A 14,943-nucleotide genomic window follows, 5' to 3' on the forward strand; every position below is an offset into this window, starting at 1 on the left:
TGGTTAGGGTAATATGAGGATCGGTATATCGTAAAGATAGTGTCGAGGATGGGATGGGGGGATTAGTCGTCGAGTGCGAGGAGGCCGGCGAGGATGAAATCGGAGTAGAGGTTGCAGATTGAAGCGATTTGGTTGGGGGGGATTGGCTCGGTGTCGCATTCCCAGATGCGTGTGAAGATGCCGATGATTGCGCAATGGAGACAGTGGAAGAGGTCTTCGACGGGGCGTTTGGGGAAGTCGCCTTCATTGATGCCGCGTTGAAGGACGGAGATGACGAGTTGGTTGATATTGTCTTCGATTTGTTCGATTTGATTGCGTATGTCGGGTGTGAGTTTGGATTTGAAGTTGGGGGCAAAGGCGTGGTGATCGATGGTGCCGATGACGCGGTGGGATTGTTTGTAGGCGAAGGCTTTGGCGATCATGTCTTTGATGATGATGGGGGCGGGTTGATTGAAATTTACGGCTTCAAGTTCGCTAAGGAGCTGTAAGCGGAATCGGATGTAGAGCTTGGCGAGGAGATCTTCTTTGGTGTTGATGTGATTGTAGATGGTGCCCTTGGAGATGCCGGTTTGTTGGGCGATTTGATCGATGGTGATTTGATCGAAAGGTGTGCGATTGAGGCGATGGGTAAGCGCATCAAGGATTTCGCTTTCTCGGCGGACAAAATCACGTTGTTTGTAGGTGGCGAGTGACATGGCGTTCTCCGTGGGCGGGTTATACGAGAGGTCATATTGTGACTGATAGTCATTTGGTGTCAAGAATGGGGGTTTGGGGTAGCTTGTGGTGTTGAAATCGTGCTGAGATGGGGGTGGGAATACGGATTTGGGAGTGGTGGGAGGGGCAACAAAAAAGCAGCCTTAGAAGGCTGCTTTAGGATTATGATGCTTGGTTTGTGGCTTAGTGTTTGCTGCGTAGTAATGCGAGTGAGCCGAGGCTGAGGAGAGCAAGTGAGGCGGGTTCGGGGATGGCTGAGTATGAGACGTTGTCGATGTGAAGTTCTTGTCCACCGATGGAGAAATTGTTGATGGGGCCAGTGAAGGTGAAGGAGCCGGTGGTTAGGCTGGGGTGGTGGAGATGAATGTAATAAATCTATTTATGAGTTAGATTGAATTGTGAATGATGACGGCGACGGATGAGGGTGAGAGAAGCGAGTGTAAGGAACGCGAGGGATGTGGGTTCGGGGATTTCGGTGAAGGTGATAGAATCGATATAGAGGTTGGATGAGCCGAAGGAGAGGCTGAGGATTTGGTCGACGGGAGAGGTGGGTGTGATTGTTAGTGTACCGGTGTATTGGTTGCCTGAGGTGTTATGGATGGTATTGGTTAGCGTTGCGCCGTTGTGATTCCATGGAGAGAAGATGCCTAGGCTTTTGAATCCTGCACCAAGGTTTGTTTGTAAAAAACGGGGAAAATTGCTGGCGTTGTAAATGGCGCCGTCTTCTGATGATAGGTCAGGTTTAATTTCGACGTAATCGATCGTGACTTCGGTTGGTGGGGCGATGCCGTTTTCTGCGAAGTCGATATGTAGGATGGTGCTGTTGAGGAAGAGGGAGTTGGTGGACATGCCGAAGGAAGGTGCGGTAACGGTGGCGCCGTCAGTGGTGTAGAAGGTGCCGTTGAAGACGTTGTAGTAGTGGTCGAGGCGGAGGGTGTAGCCGTTGGATGTGAAGGTTGTGATGGGTTGGGTATTAGAAGGGGTGATGGGGCCGAGGACGGGGATTGTGGTTCCGGGCGTGAGATCGTTGAAGGTGATGTTGCCAGCGTTTAGGTTTGTGGTTAGCAATGATATGACGCATGCAATGATCGCGCAGGTTAGTGTTTTGATGTTTTTCATTTCCCGTCTCTCTGGGTTGAATGGGTAGAAGTTATGAACTTGCGTAGGAGGCAAGCTTGTTGAAAGGATGTCGGTCAGAAGGCTGCGGTGACATGACACAGACGTATGCGATGCAGCCGGAGCTAAAATATGTGATATAAGGAGGGGGATCAATGGGGTGAGCCGCAGTTTTGATAGGGATTTTTAGGTTGTTTTTGCAGATTTTAGATATGACAAAAAAACCGCTTCGAGGCGAAGCGGTTTGTGCTTTATTTGATACTTAAAACGTAGTTATTTACAACGGCGGATTATGACGAGTGAGCCGAGGCCGAGTAGGGCAAGCGAGGCTGGTTCTGGTACTGGTGCGTCGATTGAGTTTTGAGCAAACACGTAGTCGATTTCAGCACCATTTGATGTGTCGCCATCTTCTGTGATGTCGGTGATTCGGACGTATCGGAACTCGTCGATACCAGAGGCGATCACAACGGAGTTGATGTCGAACAGTTCGCTGGCTCCGCCGGCTTTTGATCCGAGTGAGTAGTAGGTTGTGTTGTCAGCACTGATTTCGACCATGTAGTCATCAGCACCGCCATGCTCTCTGATTTTAAGGTCGTCGCCGGTGCTGTCGACGAGTCGGTTATCGAGAAATTCTACTGTGAGTGTACCGCCTGCACCTAGTGTTACAGCATGCCCGGCGGCAGGTGAATTCCATGCGCCAAGCGCTCTGGTTGGGTCAGCATGTGAAGCTAGAGGATCAATATTGGCGCCAATGGTGAAGTTTGTAACAACGTCAGCGTACTTGTCTGCTGAGGCGGTTGATGTAAGTGCTGTTGCAGCTAACGCGGCCACTGCTGTGGTCATCAGTAATGATTTCATAAAAGGTCTCCCTAAGATACATGAAATTTGAATGTCACATGCTCTTAAATCAAGTAGGCCAAGCAAGAATAGATATGGCAAAACATGTGGGTACGATATGAGTCAGATGGCAATCATTGCAGGAAACCAATCAGGTTTCAACGGATTAACCTGTGAGTGTGAAATATGGTATTGAGTGTGGGTTAATAGATATATTTTTGGGGGATTGGTTATGAAATCAATAGATATCCCACATGTTGTTTTCAGTTGCGCCGGCGGATTCGTGGTATCCGAGGGAGTCAGCGGCGTATGGGCCGTTATCGATGTCGGGGAGTGGTTTTTCTGATTTACTGCTGACGGGTTCTGCGTGTCCGTCGACGAAGGCGACGTTGATGCTTGTGCTGCCGTGACGGGGGTGTGGTTGACCGAAGAAGTTGTCGCCAGATGCAGTTAGGATTCCGGATTGAACGACGCCGGGGCCGTTGGTGCCTTCGTAACCACGGGCTTCCCAATCTGAGACCCAGCCGTCGGCAAAGAGGAGGGTTTTGGTTGGGTTTCGGACTTCGCTGACGCGTCTTGATGATTGGAATGCGCTGACGGTGAAATCTTTGAGGCTACCTTGTGTGATGTCGCCGCTGTTGTTGAGTTCGAGGTATAGGCGCGTGCTGAGCCAATCGATGTTGATGCCGTAGTGGGCACGTTTCCATCGGATGTCGTGAGCTCTTTCTACGGGTACTTCGGTGATGACGTCCCAACCTCTGCCGCGTACATCATCTAGAAAGCGTGGGCAGGTGAACATGTCAACGGGGATGCCGTAGTCATGGTAAAGCATGGCGGGCCACCATGCTTCTTCAGATGTTGCTGAGGCCCAAGGGCCACGGTTGTAATTATATTCGGGACGTTCTAGGTAGGTGGTGCCGGCCATGAGGAAGAAGGAATCATTGTCAGCGTTATAGGTTGCTTGTGCGGTGTTCATTTGCCGGAGGTTGCTCATGCATTTGATATCCATGGCTGCGTTTCTGGCTGCACCAAGAGCGGGTAGCAAGATCGCGATAAGCAAGGCAATGATCGATATGACAACTAAAAGCTCAATTAATGTAAAAGCGTTTTGACGGCATTTAGATGTAATCATGATAGTCTCGGATGTAATGGATATTGAAATGAGCCGGAAATCGTTTGAAATTGAAGATTGTTTGGTCTAGTTGTTCTAGATTGTTTACGGGCTAGATAGATTTGTTCAATTTCATTATTGATCAATTTTAGTTTGGTGGAGGTTGGATGGAATAGCTTGAAAGCTTGAATGCATTGCTGAATATTGAGAATTGATCAATTAGTTGTTGTATTGAAGTTATGTTTTGGTCTTTGGGGTATGTGACGAGGTGATGCATGTATAAGCATTGCGATTGCAAAGGTCTGTCTATTTGAGAGTCTATGCATCGGTTCGATTAGAAAGAAACGAGCCACGACAACGTCGTGGCTCGTTTGATTTGTCTGAGTTAATGGTGAATTAGCGTCGACGTAGTAGAGCGAGTGAGCCGAGGCCGAGTAATGCGAGTGAGGCGGGTTCGGGGACGGGGACGTCGATTGAGTTTCTTGCACCGACGTAATCAATCTCGGGGCCGTTACCGCTTGTGCTGAGGGAAGTGATTTTCACAAATCGGAATTGATCGGCTGGCGTTACGAGGTACGGTGTGAGTTCAAAGTCTTTCCATTTTTGAACATCGCCAAGATTGATGTAATCGATGTTATCCATGCTGATTTGGACGTTGTAGTCGGCGACACCGCCACGCTCCATAATTCGAAGGTCTAAGCCAGTGTCGTTGACGAGACGGTTATCGGTGAATTCGACAATGAGCACGCCGCCGGTGCCGAGTGCAACAGAGTTGTTATCACCACGGCCGAGTGCGGCGGTTGGGTCGTTTGCGGAGTTTGGGCCGAGGGCTGAGAACGCGACAACGTCAGCGTAAGGTTCGGCTGCAACAGTTGATGCCATCGCGGTTAGCGCGATGGCTGCGGTTGCTGAGGTGAGCAATTTTGATTTCATGTTGGGTCTCCCTAAGAAAAAATCTCGTTTAAAGGACTTGTATGGTTCGAATGAAAAGATGGATTCAAGTTTCAAGAAAGTTTGTCAGTGCCATTTGAGAATACGTGATGGAAAATGAAACACAAAGGGATTGTCATGTTTTGTGAGATTTGGTATTAAGTCTATGAATTATGCAATGAGATATGTGTGGAATGTAGGGGATACCCTGCATGTTGTTTTTGATTCAAGTTTTACAGTTGCGCCGTGATGAATAGATAAAAAAGGGGTGATAAGCTCTAAGTTATGCTTTGAGTGTTGACATTGTTGTAGTGATGCATGGGGTTTTGATGTGTGTTATGTCAGGGCAAATAGATTGGGTATCAATTACATGCATTGATTTAGATAACAAAGTAAACAAGCCGCTACAATGCAGCGGCTTGTCATGGGATTTTAAGTTGATTGCATCTTAGCGGCGTCGGATGAGTGCGAGTGAGCTGAGTGAGAGTAATGCGAGTGAGGCAGGTTCCGGGATGGGGATGGTGTTGAGTGCTTCGATGGAATCGATATCGGTGCCCGCGAAAGGTGCTGGGGTTTGGAACGCGCTGTTGTCATGAATTTTGACGTAACGGAATGCGGTTTGACCTGAAGCGAGGACGGCTGAATTAATGTCAAAAGATTTAGATGTTGTGCCTGTGCCGATTGGATAGTAGTTAATGTTGTCGTGGCTGATCGCTATGGCGTATGGGTCGGGGTTGCCGATTTCGTAGAGTCTGAGATCGAAACCTGTACCGTCGACAAGGAGGTTGTCGGTGAATTCGAGGATGACTTCGCCGTTGTTACCGAGTGAGAGGTAACCACCAGCTGCGCCGATGCCGCCGTCTGGAGCGCCGAATACTTCAGCTGGGTTATTATGAGGTGCAAACGTATTTGTGCCAGCGGTGTAGCTGACGACATTATCGATGTATGGATCGACGACAGCAGCGGATACGGTAAGTTGCATTGAGAATGCAAAGATAGCGATTAAAACACAAGCGAGTTTCATTTTCTTCTCCTACATGTCTAATCAAAGATTAGTACTAATAAAAATTGTGCATATGAACGGCGTAGTTTGAAGTTTTACGTGAATTCAAACAATAGGAGTATCACCGGTATGTGTGAAAAATTTTTAATAGCTGATTAATAGTAATTTGCTCAACATTTTAAATTGCTTGAAGCAATCGGTATCTTTTCGAAAACAAAAGTGCGCCTAATGAAAGAAGTGCTAATGATGCGGGTTCAGGAACAGCACGTTCGTAGGTGATGTGATCTATATAGATGCGCGAACCGCCAAAGTTCAATTGCGTGATAATGCCGGTCGCGGTCACTGTGGCGTAGTTATTGATGATGTTCGCGGGTGTGACGGAAAAAATGACGCCGTTGTGGGTTATGCCATCAAAGTTTGCGAAGTCATTGGAGATGAGTAGATTGGGACCGGGGGCGTTGGCACCGAGATTCACGGTGGCTTTTGCATCGATGATGTGATAACGGAAAGTTACTTGTCCAAAGGCGGGAACGCCGTTTGAATCTGCTTTGAGGCGGATATAGTTGTTGGGCTCGAGGAATTTTCCAGTACTGAAAATTGGGTTTGGATCATGGACATACCCGATCGCGCCTTGGAATTGGGTCGGCGAAGTGTATGTGGCATAAACACTGAGAATGCTGCCGCCTGTAAAGAGGGTGCTGCCTGACTGATATTCGATATCGGGGAAGTTATCAAAATGAATAACATCAGCTGACAGGTTGATGTTATTGAGTGTGATGGCAACGAGTGCGCAGTAAAGCAGTCGCAGATTTTTCATGGTCTGGTCCGTTTGGCATATGCAATATGATTGCTCCAACAGCAGTGTGGCTGATGGCTAGGCAATTTCATGCAATAGATTTAATATTTAGGCATGACACAGGCTTAATAAACACAACTAAACAAATCTCACGGTATTGAATTCGAGGTCGCTGTTCAATGGGGAGTACCCTTGAATAGATATTAGAGGGTTATTTTCTGCTTGAAAATAGATGTTTTGTCAAAACGGTTTAAGGATGGGATAATTAGGTTATGAGTGAAGACATGGATCTGCGTAGTTATGACCCCTCCAAGTTACCGGGCAATGAAATTCGATTTCGTGATGCGGAAGAGATGGTTGCGTTATTTGAGAAAGCCGCGGCTACATGTCGCACACAAAAAGGGTTGAAAGGGTCAGTGATTGATGTCGAAGCGAAACCTGGGGCGAGATTGGTGATGACGGGTGACTTGCATGATCATGCCGAGAATCTACAGCGTATTTTGAAGTATGCGGATCTTGATAGACGGGAGAAGGATGTATTGGTTTTGCATGAGGTGGTGCATGGGGGGAAGTATATGAATGGGATGGATATGAGCGTGCGGATGCTGGCGCGCGTGGCGTGGCTGAAGATTAAGTATGGTGATCGGGTGATTGTGTTGCAGTCTAATCATGAATTAGCACAGAGAAATGGCGAGGGGATTTTGAAAAATGGGTTGGATCAGATTGAGGCGTTCGATTTGGGGCTGGAGTATTTGTATGGGGAAGATGATGCGAAGCGCGTGAGGGAGGCTGTTGGGGGATACATTGGCGGGTTGCCGTTGGGTGTGCGGATGGCGAATGGTGTGATGTTGTGTCATTCGCTGCCGGGGCCACGGAAGATGAAAGATTTTGATATGGGTGTGTTGGAGCGTGGTGTGAGTGAGGTAGATTTGGTGCCTAAGGGGAGTGGGCATTTGATGGTGTGGGGACGAAAGCATAAAGATGATCAGATGCGTGAATTGGGGAAGGCTTGGGGTGTGAGTGTGTTTGTTATGGGACACCAACAGGCGGAAATGGGTTTTGAAGAAGAAGGTGAGTTGGGATTGATATTGGCTTCTAATCATGAACATGGGGTGCTTGTGCCGATTGAGATGGGTAAGGTGTACGACCAGGAGAAACTGGCCCGGAAGATTGTGCGTTTGGCGGGGGTTCGGCTGGACTGAAGTACATTCGAAGTTGGCATTAAAGCGGCATAGAAGTTAGGGATGAGGGGAAATGGGGGGGATTCCCCCTGTTGTGGTTTATGGGGTTGGTTCTTACGGTGTAAATCTGTGAAATGTAGATACTGCGCATCAGTCTTATTGCGTGGACGAATCGGTGTTCAAGAAAAGGAAACAGATTATGAATACCAAAATATCAGCAATCTTGGTTGGTATTGTATTGATTGCAATGTTAGTGATATTAGTTGCAGATCCATTTGCTGATGCACAATCAGATAGTGATGATTATGGGTCAGGCGGTTGGTCGCAGATGGATGATGATAAGAATATGCGAGGGACGGGGATGGATCGCATGTCGGTTGATGACGAAGATGAGATGGAGCCGATGACGCAGGATGAGATGGATGACATGATGAAGCGTCAACATGATACGCGTATGGAAGATGGAGAGATGAATGCGGGGATGGATCACGAAAAAATGATGGGCATGATGGGGATGAATGATCCCTTGGATGAGTTGAAGATAGCTATCTGTGTGTTAGAGCCGACGAAGGGGAATAAGGTGAATGGGATTGTGAATTTTTGGGAAGATGGGAATGATGTTGTGGTCATGGCGGAGATCAAAGGGTTAGAGCCAAATTCAGAGCATGGGTTCCATATTCATGAGTATGGGGATATATCGGAATCGGATGGGAAGGGGACGGGCGATCATTACAATCCTGAGGGGCATAAGCATGGCATGCCGGAGATGAAGGATCGGCATGCGGGCGATTTTGGAAATATCATGTCGGATGATAAAGGCGAGGCGATGCTGATGTTACGGGTGGACAATATTACGATTGGCAAGAATAAAAATCCGATCATTGGTCGTGGGATGATTGTTCATGCGATGAATGATAAAGGGACGCAGCCTGTGGGTGATGCGGGGGCGCGGATTGCTCAGGGTGTGATTGGTGTTGGAAATCCGAAGGATATGGGTTCGATGCCAAAATTTGAAGGGATGGGGATGATGAATGGGAAGCCAATTGAGGTTAAAGATGAAGGTGGTGTTGAGGTTGAACAAATGATGCAATAACGATCATGCGCTGTAGCGCATGATTAGATGGTAATGAAGTTGTGACGTCGCGCATTGTAATGATGCGCGGCGTTTTTGTTGTTTGGAGAAAGTAAAGAATTCGGACTTGTAGGGTTTCAGCTAATTGAGTTGCAGTAAGTTGATGTGAAGTTGCGCGATACCCCGCCACTAGCGGTGGCGGGCTTGTGATTGTGCTGTCGTGGTTTTACAAGGAGGTTATGAGAGGTGGGCGGTGACGGATTGGGTGTTGGGTTTGGGGATGATGCCGCGTTCGGTGATGAGAGCGGTGATGAGGGCGTGGGGGGTGACGTCGAATGCGGGGGAATAGGTTTTGATGTTGTTGGGAGCGGTTTGGTTGCCGAAGCCTTGGGTGATTTCGTTTGAGGCGCGTTCTTCGATGGGGATGTGCGAGCCGTCGGAGAGGGAGAGGTCGAATGTGGAGGAGGGAGCGGCGACGAAGAAGGGGATGTTGTGGTGCTTGGCGAGGACGGCGAGGTTGTAGGTTCCGATTTTGTTGGCGGCGTCGCCGTTAGCGGCGATGCGGTCCGCGCCGACGATGACGAGGTCAATGAGTTTTTGTTGCATGACATGCGCGGCCATGTCGTCGCAGATGAGTGTGACGTCGATGCCAGCGGATTGGAGTTCGAAGGCGGTGAGGCGGGAGCCTTGAAGGAGTGGACGGGTCTCGTCAGCGAAAATACGGATGGGGATATTCTGCTCGTGGGCGAGGTACATAGGTGCGGTTGCGGTGCCGATGCCGCCAGTGGCGAGGGCGCCTGCGTTACAGTGGGTATGGAAGGTGAGTGGGCGATTGGTGTGAGGTGTGATGTGCTGTAGGAGATAGTCGAGAGCGTGCTGGCCGATGGCGTGGCACATTTTGCGGTCTTCTTCGTGGATTTTTTTGGCTTCGGCGAGGAGTGCTGCAGGGGAATGGTCGGGGAGTTTGCGGAGGCGGTCGATAGCCCAGAATAGATTGACGGCAGTGGGCCTTGAGGTGGCGAGATAGTCGCAAGATTTTTGGAAGCGATCTTCTGGTGAGAGGGCCGCGAGGGGTGAGTTTGGGGGAGGTGTTTGTGAGGCGATGACGAGGCCGTAGGCGGCGGTAATGCCGATGGCGGGGGCGCCGCGGACGACGAGCCGCTTGATCGCATCCCAAATGTGCTGGGTTGTGGTGCAATCGAGATAGGTTGTGGTGATAGGGAGCTGGGTCTGGTCGAGGAGGCGGAGGTGTCCGGATTCGGCTGGGCCGATCCATTCGATTGGGGGTGCGATGGGGGGATGGTATGGGGGGGGAGTCTGCTGCATGGAAGGATTTTAAGGGCATGGTGAGGTATGGGCTAGAAATGATTTGGTGATACGGGTGAGATATGAGAAAATTGATGAGTGGTTGAATCGTGGGCGGGTTGAGCAGCGTCTTGGAAGGTAAGAACCATGGGGTGGATGAGCAAGGAATGCGTTTGCAGACGGATGAAGCGAGGCAGGTCGATGAGCAGCGGGCAGAGGAAAAGCTGTTGCTGCGCAGGTTGCAGAACGGGGATGCGGGAGCGGTGAGTGCGATGATTGCGGGGCATGGTGATGCGGTATTTCGATATGTTTGGGGGAAGGTGAGGGATCGGCATCGTGCGGAGGATCTGACGCAGGAGTGCTTTATGAAAGCGGTGAGGGCGGTGAGGAAGGATGGGGCGAAGCCAAGAGAGAAGGTGAGGGCGTGGCTGTATGTGATTGCGCGGCATGTGGTGATGGATTACTTAAGGTACAAGCAGCGCAGGGGTGGTGGCGAGTTGTCGCTGGAAGGGATTTTTGAGCGTAGTGATGATGGTGAAGGAGGGCGAGGTGGCGTAGGTGGATGGGTTGAGGGAAATGAGGATGGGCCGGGGCATGAAATGGAAATGGCGGAGGCAGGCGATCAACTGAAGAGGGCGATGATGCGGTTGCCTGAAGGGCAGCGTGAAGTGATCGAGATGCGGATGTGGGGAGAAATGAGTTTTGGTGATATTGCGAGGACGTTGGATTTACCTGAGGCAACGGTGAAGTCGCGTATGCGGTATGGGCTGGCGAAGTTGAAGGAAATGCTTGCGGGGTCGTGTGAGAAGGAGGTGTTGTTATGAAACGTGAAATGAAGCAGGAAAACGATGTGTTGTGTGATGATGTGATGGCGGAGCTGTATGAAGGTGAGGCAACGGCAGGGGAAGAGATGCGCGCGGTTGTGGAGGGGATTCGTGAGATGCAGGGCCATGAAGGGTTGTCGGCTGATTTTGAGGCGCGGGTTTTATGGGGTTTGAAAGAAGAGGGACTTGTTGCGGATGAGGCTAATGGCGAGATAGATGGTGAGAGGGAAGATGTGGTTGGGCGGATTGGTATGAGGAAATGGATGCCGATAGGCGGGGTTGCGGCAGCGGTGGTTTTGTCGGGATTGGTGTGGCTGGTGATGGGGTTGTCGCAAGGTTGGATGGGTCTTGGGAAAGGTGTTGTGTGGGCGGATGTGGTGGATGCGGTGCAAGAGGTTGAAAGTTTTCACATGACGTATTTTGCGGATGAGCCGATGGCGATGGTTGGGCCGGAGATGGTGAGAGGGGATGTGTATTTTCAGTGGCCGAATCGTTGGCGGGTGCAGGGGATGGGGTTTGTACAGTTTGCGGGTGAGAGTGGGACGAAGATATACAATATTACGGAAGGAAAATTTGAGAGCGCGGAGGAAACGCGGTTTGGTTTGTTGTCGGATCGATTGTTGAAGTATGCAGAAAAAGGGCGGCTACTTGATGCGAGTTTGGCGATTTTGTTTGGTAATGAGATGGTAAGCGCGAAAGCAGTTCGAGCATCGGATGTGGTTGAGCGGGCAGGTGTTGCGGTGTTTGATTATTCGGTGGGTGAGGGTTCGGCGAAGGCGCGTGTATGGGTAGTAGAAGATTCGAAGTTGCCGATGATGATTAAGATGTCATATCCGGATGATCAGGCTTTTGTGCTGATTAATTTTGATTACACGACGCGGATGCCTGCGAAATTTTTTGATGTTGAGCGGTTTGCAAAAGAGATGTGGAGTAAAGAGTCGCATGAGGTGTATCGCTGGGGTATGGAATAGAGATTTGGTGAGTTAATTGGTAAAGTGGTATTGCGATATCCATTTATTGATAATACTCATATACCTTGCGATAAGCGGAAATTGTATATCTATTAATGTATTAGATTAATCTTAGAATGAGATGGTTTTTCTACGTATATTCTTGCAGTTTATGACAATTTTATGCAGATAACCCTTATTTTTAAACAGTTGTTATATTCTGTGTAAAGTGATTCTAAATTAGCTCCGATTGTGATATCTGGATCGCATTCTATAAAAATTTAACGAAGAATTAAGACCTGCCTGTGGTGTCATTCGTCAAGTGGTTTGCTGTATGCATCTCGAACTTGGTGAGTGGGATTCGTTATACATTATTTATTCGTGGTGAAATGGCGCGATACGAGTGATACGTATCTGTTATTCGTGAAGCGCTATTTTATGAAACTAGATTTCAGGCAGGAGTGTACGATGAAAAATTTTAGGTTTAGTATCGCAAAACGGATTGGTTTATTGATATTGGTGGTTGCGGGACTGGGGGCTGTGATTAGTGTTGTGGCGTTAAGAAGTGAAACGAAGATGAAGCAGTTTGCAATGGGGGAAGTTAGCAAGCAGATGATGCAGGGGCATCGGATGAGGCTGAAGGCTTCGGTAGATACGCAGGCGAATCTGTTGGCGATTGTATTGAAGAAGATTGAGGGGGATGCTGAAAAACGGGCATATGTATCTCGCGTGTTGCGCGATAATATGTTTCATAACACAGAATCAGAGAAGCAGAAGACCGGTTACTTTTTTGTCAATGATATTAAGGGGTACAATGTTGCGTTGCCCATTAAGCCGGAGATGGAGGGGGAGAATATGTGGGATACAAAAGATTCAAATGGGATCTATTTTATTCGCGATTTGACGGATCGTGGCACAAAAGGTGGGGGCTATGTTGAGTATCTGTGGCCTAAGGCGGGAGAGAATGGTGTTTATCCAAAGTTGAGTTATGCGATATTAATCGAGGGGACGGATCTGGTCATTGGCGCGGGTGTGTATACGGATGATGTTGCGAGAGAAACAGGTCGTATTGATGCATCAATGAGCGATGAGCAGAACGCAAATTTAATTTTCGCGGGCATCATTGTGTTGGTATATGTGTTAGTGATTGTTGTGCCGTTGGCGTTTTGGATTGTGAAGAAAACGATTCTTGGGCCAATTGCTGGGATGATTGGTCGCTGTAGGGATATTGCAGAAGGTGAGGGCGATCTGACAAAACGGTTGGATGATAGTGCGAATGATGAGTTAGGTGATTTGGCGGGTTGGATGAATGAGTTTATTCAGAAGACACATGACATTATTTTGGATGTGAAGCGATCGACGAGTGAAGTGGCGGGTGCGGCGACACAGATTGCAGCATCAAGTGAGGAGATGGCTGTTGGGATGCGTGAGCAACGCAGCCAAGTGGGTGAGGTGAGTAGTGCTGTAGCAGAGATGGCAGCGAGTGCTGAAGAATCTTCGTGCCAGATGGGGGAAGCGTCGAGCACGGCGAACGATGCCGGCGAGGTTGCGGGTGCTGGCGGTGATACGGTGAATCAGACGATTTCTGAGATGCGAGCAATTCAGGGTTCGGTGATGGAAACTGCGAAGACGATCGGCGAGCTCGGCAAAAGGGGCGAAGAGATTGGTGAGGTTATTAATGTGATTAATGATATTGCAGATCAGACGAATTTGCTCGCTTTGAATGCTGCGATTGAGGCGGCGAGGGCAGGGGAGCATGGGCGAGGGTTTGCGGTTGTAGCGGACGAGGTTCGTAAACTGGCAGATCGTACGACGAATGCGACACAAGAGATTGGTGGTTCGATTGCTTCGATTCAAGAAGAAACGCGGTTAGCTGTTGAGCGTATGAATGAAGGGACGGAACAGGTTGGTCATGGGGTGCAGAAGGCTGAGGCTGCTGGAGATCAGTTGAAGATGATTGTCAGTAAGGCTGATGAAGTGGTGGGCATGATGGGACGTTTAGCTGCATCGGCACAGGAACAAGCAAGTGCTTGCGAGCAGGCTACGGTGAATGTGACGCAAATCAGCACGATGGTTGATCAATCATCGGAAGGCGCGCAACAAGCTTCACAGGCGGCAACGGTATTGTCTGAGAAGGCAGAGCATTTGCAGAGTCTTGTGAGTCGGTTCCGATTGGATGAAACAAGAGTAGCCTAGAGTAAGTGGCTCTTATTAGATTAGGTCACAACTGCTAACGGTTAGGTTAGATGAGACGGACTCTGTTGAAGGGTTCGTCTCTTTTATGTTGTGTTGGTGGGATGGATTATTTGACGACCGAGGCGGTGTCGGGATTGAATGAGGGGTCTGTTGTGGCGGCATCGCGGAAGGCTTGTTTGCGGCGGAGGCATGCAGGGCAAGCGCGGCAGGGTTTTGGGTTGAGTGTGAGGCATGACCAGGCGTTGAAGAAGGGCGTTTCGAGTTGGTTGCCGAGTTCAATTATTTGCTTGTCAGCGAGTTCGAGAAGAGGTGTGCGGATGGTTGGATTGGTTGGGGATTCAAGTGAAGCGAGATGCTCAACGAGTTGTATTTGCTCAGTTGCAAATGCGATTTTTTGGTGGTCGAGATTGAAAGAGATGGGCCAAATGAGGTGCTCGGCTTGCATGAGTCGAGCTTGTGCGAGCGCAGCGAGGAGGAATTGAGGGGCAACGATATTACCCATGGGAGTACCGTCTGGGTTTTTGCCGTAGCCGTGAGCGAATATGTGTGGTAAATCAAGCTCAATGATGCGCGGGATGTTGAAGTAGTCGGCTTGTAGGCGAAGATAGCTTGCGCGGTTAACAACATTGTCGCGGCCATCGTTGATGTAGATGAGTGAGGCGCGGGTACGTGGTTTGTCATTGAGTGAAACGGCGGTGGCGATGAGTGACCGTAGCCCGCCGGAGTTGAGGATAGCGATGTGTTGGTTATTTGCGTTCATAGGATTGTTTATCGGAATATGGTGTTCTCGTGCTTGAGTGAAGTGAGGGGTTAGGCTTGGCTGTAGACAGATGTGACAAGTGGAGTAGGGCATGAAAAAAGCTGGCTTCCGAAGAAGCCAGCTTTTGGTTTTTGAGTTGTTCTATGAA

General features: G+C 49.2%; 15 protein-coding genes. 5 read left to right on the forward strand and 10 right to left on the reverse strand.

What is annotated here, in order from left to right; genetic code table 11:
* Window positions 1-62 precede the first annotated feature (62 nt).
* From KS4_RS01710 to KS4_RS01745, 8 genes are all read right to left on the reverse strand, one after another.
* Entirely contained in the window at window positions 63-695 is a 633-nt protein-coding gene (locus KS4_RS01710; protein WP_145073715.1) for a TetR/AcrR family transcriptional regulator, read from the reverse strand.
* Between the two features lie 202 nt (window positions 696-897).
* Window positions 898-1,089 (reverse strand): PEP-CTERM sorting domain-containing protein, encoded by a 192-nt coding sequence (locus KS4_RS18090; RefSeq protein WP_145081334.1) that lies wholly within the window; start codon window positions 1,087-1,089, stop codon window positions 898-900.
* Window positions 1,090-1,833, reverse strand: coding sequence for a hypothetical protein (locus KS4_RS01720; protein WP_145073718.1), 744 nt, complete (start codon window positions 1,831-1,833; stop codon window positions 1,090-1,092).
* A gap of 270 nt (window positions 1,834-2,103) precedes the next feature.
* On the reverse strand, window positions 2,104-2,688 hold the full coding sequence (locus tag KS4_RS01725; RefSeq protein ID WP_145073721.1) for a PEP-CTERM sorting domain-containing protein: 585 nt from the start codon (window positions 2,686-2,688) through the stop codon (window positions 2,104-2,106).
* Window positions 2,689-2,905: 217 nt separating this feature from the next.
* Window positions 2,906-3,799, reverse strand: a complete 894-nt coding sequence (locus KS4_RS01730) for a type II secretion system protein (protein WP_145073724.1) — start codon at window positions 3,797-3,799, stop codon at window positions 2,906-2,908.
* Window positions 3,800-4,174: 375 nt separating this feature from the next.
* Complete coding sequence (locus KS4_RS01735; protein WP_145073726.1) at window positions 4,175-4,711, reverse strand: PEP-CTERM sorting domain-containing protein; 537 nt, start codon at window positions 4,709-4,711, stop codon at window positions 4,175-4,177.
* 445 nt (window positions 4,712-5,156) lie between these two features.
* The gene (locus KS4_RS01740) at window positions 5,157-5,732 is read right to left on the reverse strand and encodes a PEP-CTERM sorting domain-containing protein (protein ID WP_145073729.1); all 576 of its coding nucleotides are present in this window, start codon (window positions 5,730-5,732) and stop codon (window positions 5,157-5,159) included.
* Window positions 5,733-5,889: 157 nt separating this feature from the next.
* Window positions 5,890-6,528, reverse strand: a complete 639-nt coding sequence (locus KS4_RS01745) for a PEP-CTERM sorting domain-containing protein (protein ID WP_145073731.1) — start codon at window positions 6,526-6,528, stop codon at window positions 5,890-5,892.
* 251 nt (window positions 6,529-6,779) lie between these two features.
* Here KS4_RS01745 and KS4_RS01750 point away from each other — a divergent pair, with 251 nt between their 5' ends.
* Both KS4_RS01750 and KS4_RS17410 read left to right on the forward strand, forming a co-directional pair.
* Window positions 6,780-7,709, forward strand: coding sequence for a metallophosphoesterase (locus KS4_RS01750; protein WP_145073734.1), 930 nt, complete (start codon window positions 6,780-6,782; stop codon window positions 7,707-7,709).
* Window positions 7,710-7,887: 178 nt separating this feature from the next.
* Window positions 7,888-8,781 (forward strand): superoxide dismutase family protein, encoded by an 894-nt coding sequence (locus KS4_RS17410; protein WP_200761462.1) that lies wholly within the window; start codon window positions 7,888-7,890, stop codon window positions 8,779-8,781.
* 216 nt (window positions 8,782-8,997) lie between these two features.
* Here KS4_RS17410 and mtnA read toward each other — a convergent pair whose 3' ends face one another.
* Entirely contained in the window at window positions 8,998-10,086 is a 1,089-nt protein-coding gene (gene mtnA, locus KS4_RS01760) for an S-methyl-5-thioribose-1-phosphate isomerase (protein WP_145073737.1), read from the reverse strand.
* Between the two features lie 110 nt (window positions 10,087-10,196).
* Between mtnA and KS4_RS01765 the strand changes: the two genes are divergently transcribed.
* From KS4_RS01765 to KS4_RS01775, 3 genes are all read left to right on the forward strand, one after another.
* Window positions 10,197-10,889: an RNA polymerase sigma factor gene (locus KS4_RS01765; protein WP_145073739.1), complete on the forward strand. Its 693-nt coding sequence runs from the start codon at window positions 10,197-10,199 to the stop codon at window positions 10,887-10,889.
* Window positions 10,886-11,860, forward strand: a complete 975-nt coding sequence (locus KS4_RS01770; RefSeq protein ID WP_145073742.1) for a hypothetical protein — start codon at window positions 10,886-10,888, stop codon at window positions 11,858-11,860. Before KS4_RS01765 ends, KS4_RS01770 begins: the two co-directional genes overlap by 4 nt.
* A 447-nt stretch (window positions 11,861-12,307) precedes the next feature.
* Complete coding sequence (locus tag KS4_RS01775; protein ID WP_200761463.1) at window positions 12,308-14,035, forward strand: methyl-accepting chemotaxis protein; 1,728 nt, start codon at window positions 12,308-12,310, stop codon at window positions 14,033-14,035.
* Window positions 14,036-14,141: 106 nt separating this feature from the next.
* Here the strand turns inward: KS4_RS01775 and KS4_RS01780 are convergent, their stop codons facing one another.
* On the reverse strand, window positions 14,142-14,795 hold the full coding sequence (locus KS4_RS01780) for a 7-cyano-7-deazaguanine synthase (protein WP_200761464.1): 654 nt from the start codon (window positions 14,793-14,795) through the stop codon (window positions 14,142-14,144).
* Window positions 14,796-14,943 lie beyond the last annotated feature (148 nt).

Source organism: Poriferisphaera corsica (assembly GCF_007747445.1).
Taxonomy (GTDB): domain Bacteria; phylum Planctomycetota; class Phycisphaerae; order Phycisphaerales; family Phycisphaeraceae; genus Poriferisphaera; species Poriferisphaera corsica.

Bases quoted from the DNA above. Each gene is read 5' to 3' on its own strand.
- KS4_RS01780 (WP_200761464.1), bottom strand. From the start codon at position 14,795: ATGAACGCAAATAACCAACACATCGCTATCCTCAACTCCGGCGGGCTA.
- KS4_RS01740 (WP_145073729.1), bottom strand. From the start codon at position 5,732: ATGAAACTCGCTTGTGTTTTAATCGCTATCTTTGCATTCTCAATGCAA.
- KS4_RS01725 (WP_145073721.1), bottom strand. From the start codon at position 2,688: ATGAAATCATTACTGATGACCACAGCAGTGGCCGCGTTAGCTGCAACA.
- KS4_RS01775 (WP_200761463.1), top strand. From the start codon at position 12,308: ATGAAAAATTTTAGGTTTAGTATCGCAAAACGGATTGGTTTATTGATA.
- KS4_RS01720 (WP_145073718.1), bottom strand. From the start codon at position 1,833: ATGAAAAACATCAAAACACTAACCTGCGCGATCATTGCATGCGTCATA.
- KS4_RS01750 (WP_145073734.1), top strand. From the start codon at position 6,780: ATGAGTGAAGACATGGATCTGCGTAGTTATGACCCCTCCAAGTTACCG.
- KS4_RS01730 (WP_145073724.1), bottom strand. From the start codon at position 3,799: ATGATTACATCTAAATGCCGTCAAAACGCTTTTACATTAATTGAGCTT.
- KS4_RS01770 (WP_145073742.1), top strand. From the start codon at position 10,886: ATGAAACGTGAAATGAAGCAGGAAAACGATGTGTTGTGTGATGATGTG.
- KS4_RS01735 (WP_145073726.1), bottom strand. From the start codon at position 4,711: ATGAAATCAAAATTGCTCACCTCAGCAACCGCAGCCATCGCGCTAACC.
- mtnA (WP_145073737.1), bottom strand. From the start codon at position 10,086: ATGCAGCAGACTCCCCCCCCATACCATCCCCCCATCGCACCCCCAATC.
- KS4_RS17410 (WP_200761462.1), top strand. From the start codon at position 7,888: ATGAATACCAAAATATCAGCAATCTTGGTTGGTATTGTATTGATTGCA.
- KS4_RS01710 (WP_145073715.1), bottom strand. From the start codon at position 695: ATGTCACTCGCCACCTACAAACAACGTGATTTTGTCCGCCGAGAAAGC.
- KS4_RS01745 (WP_145073731.1), bottom strand. From the start codon at position 6,528: ATGAAAAATCTGCGACTGCTTTACTGCGCACTCGTTGCCATCACACTC.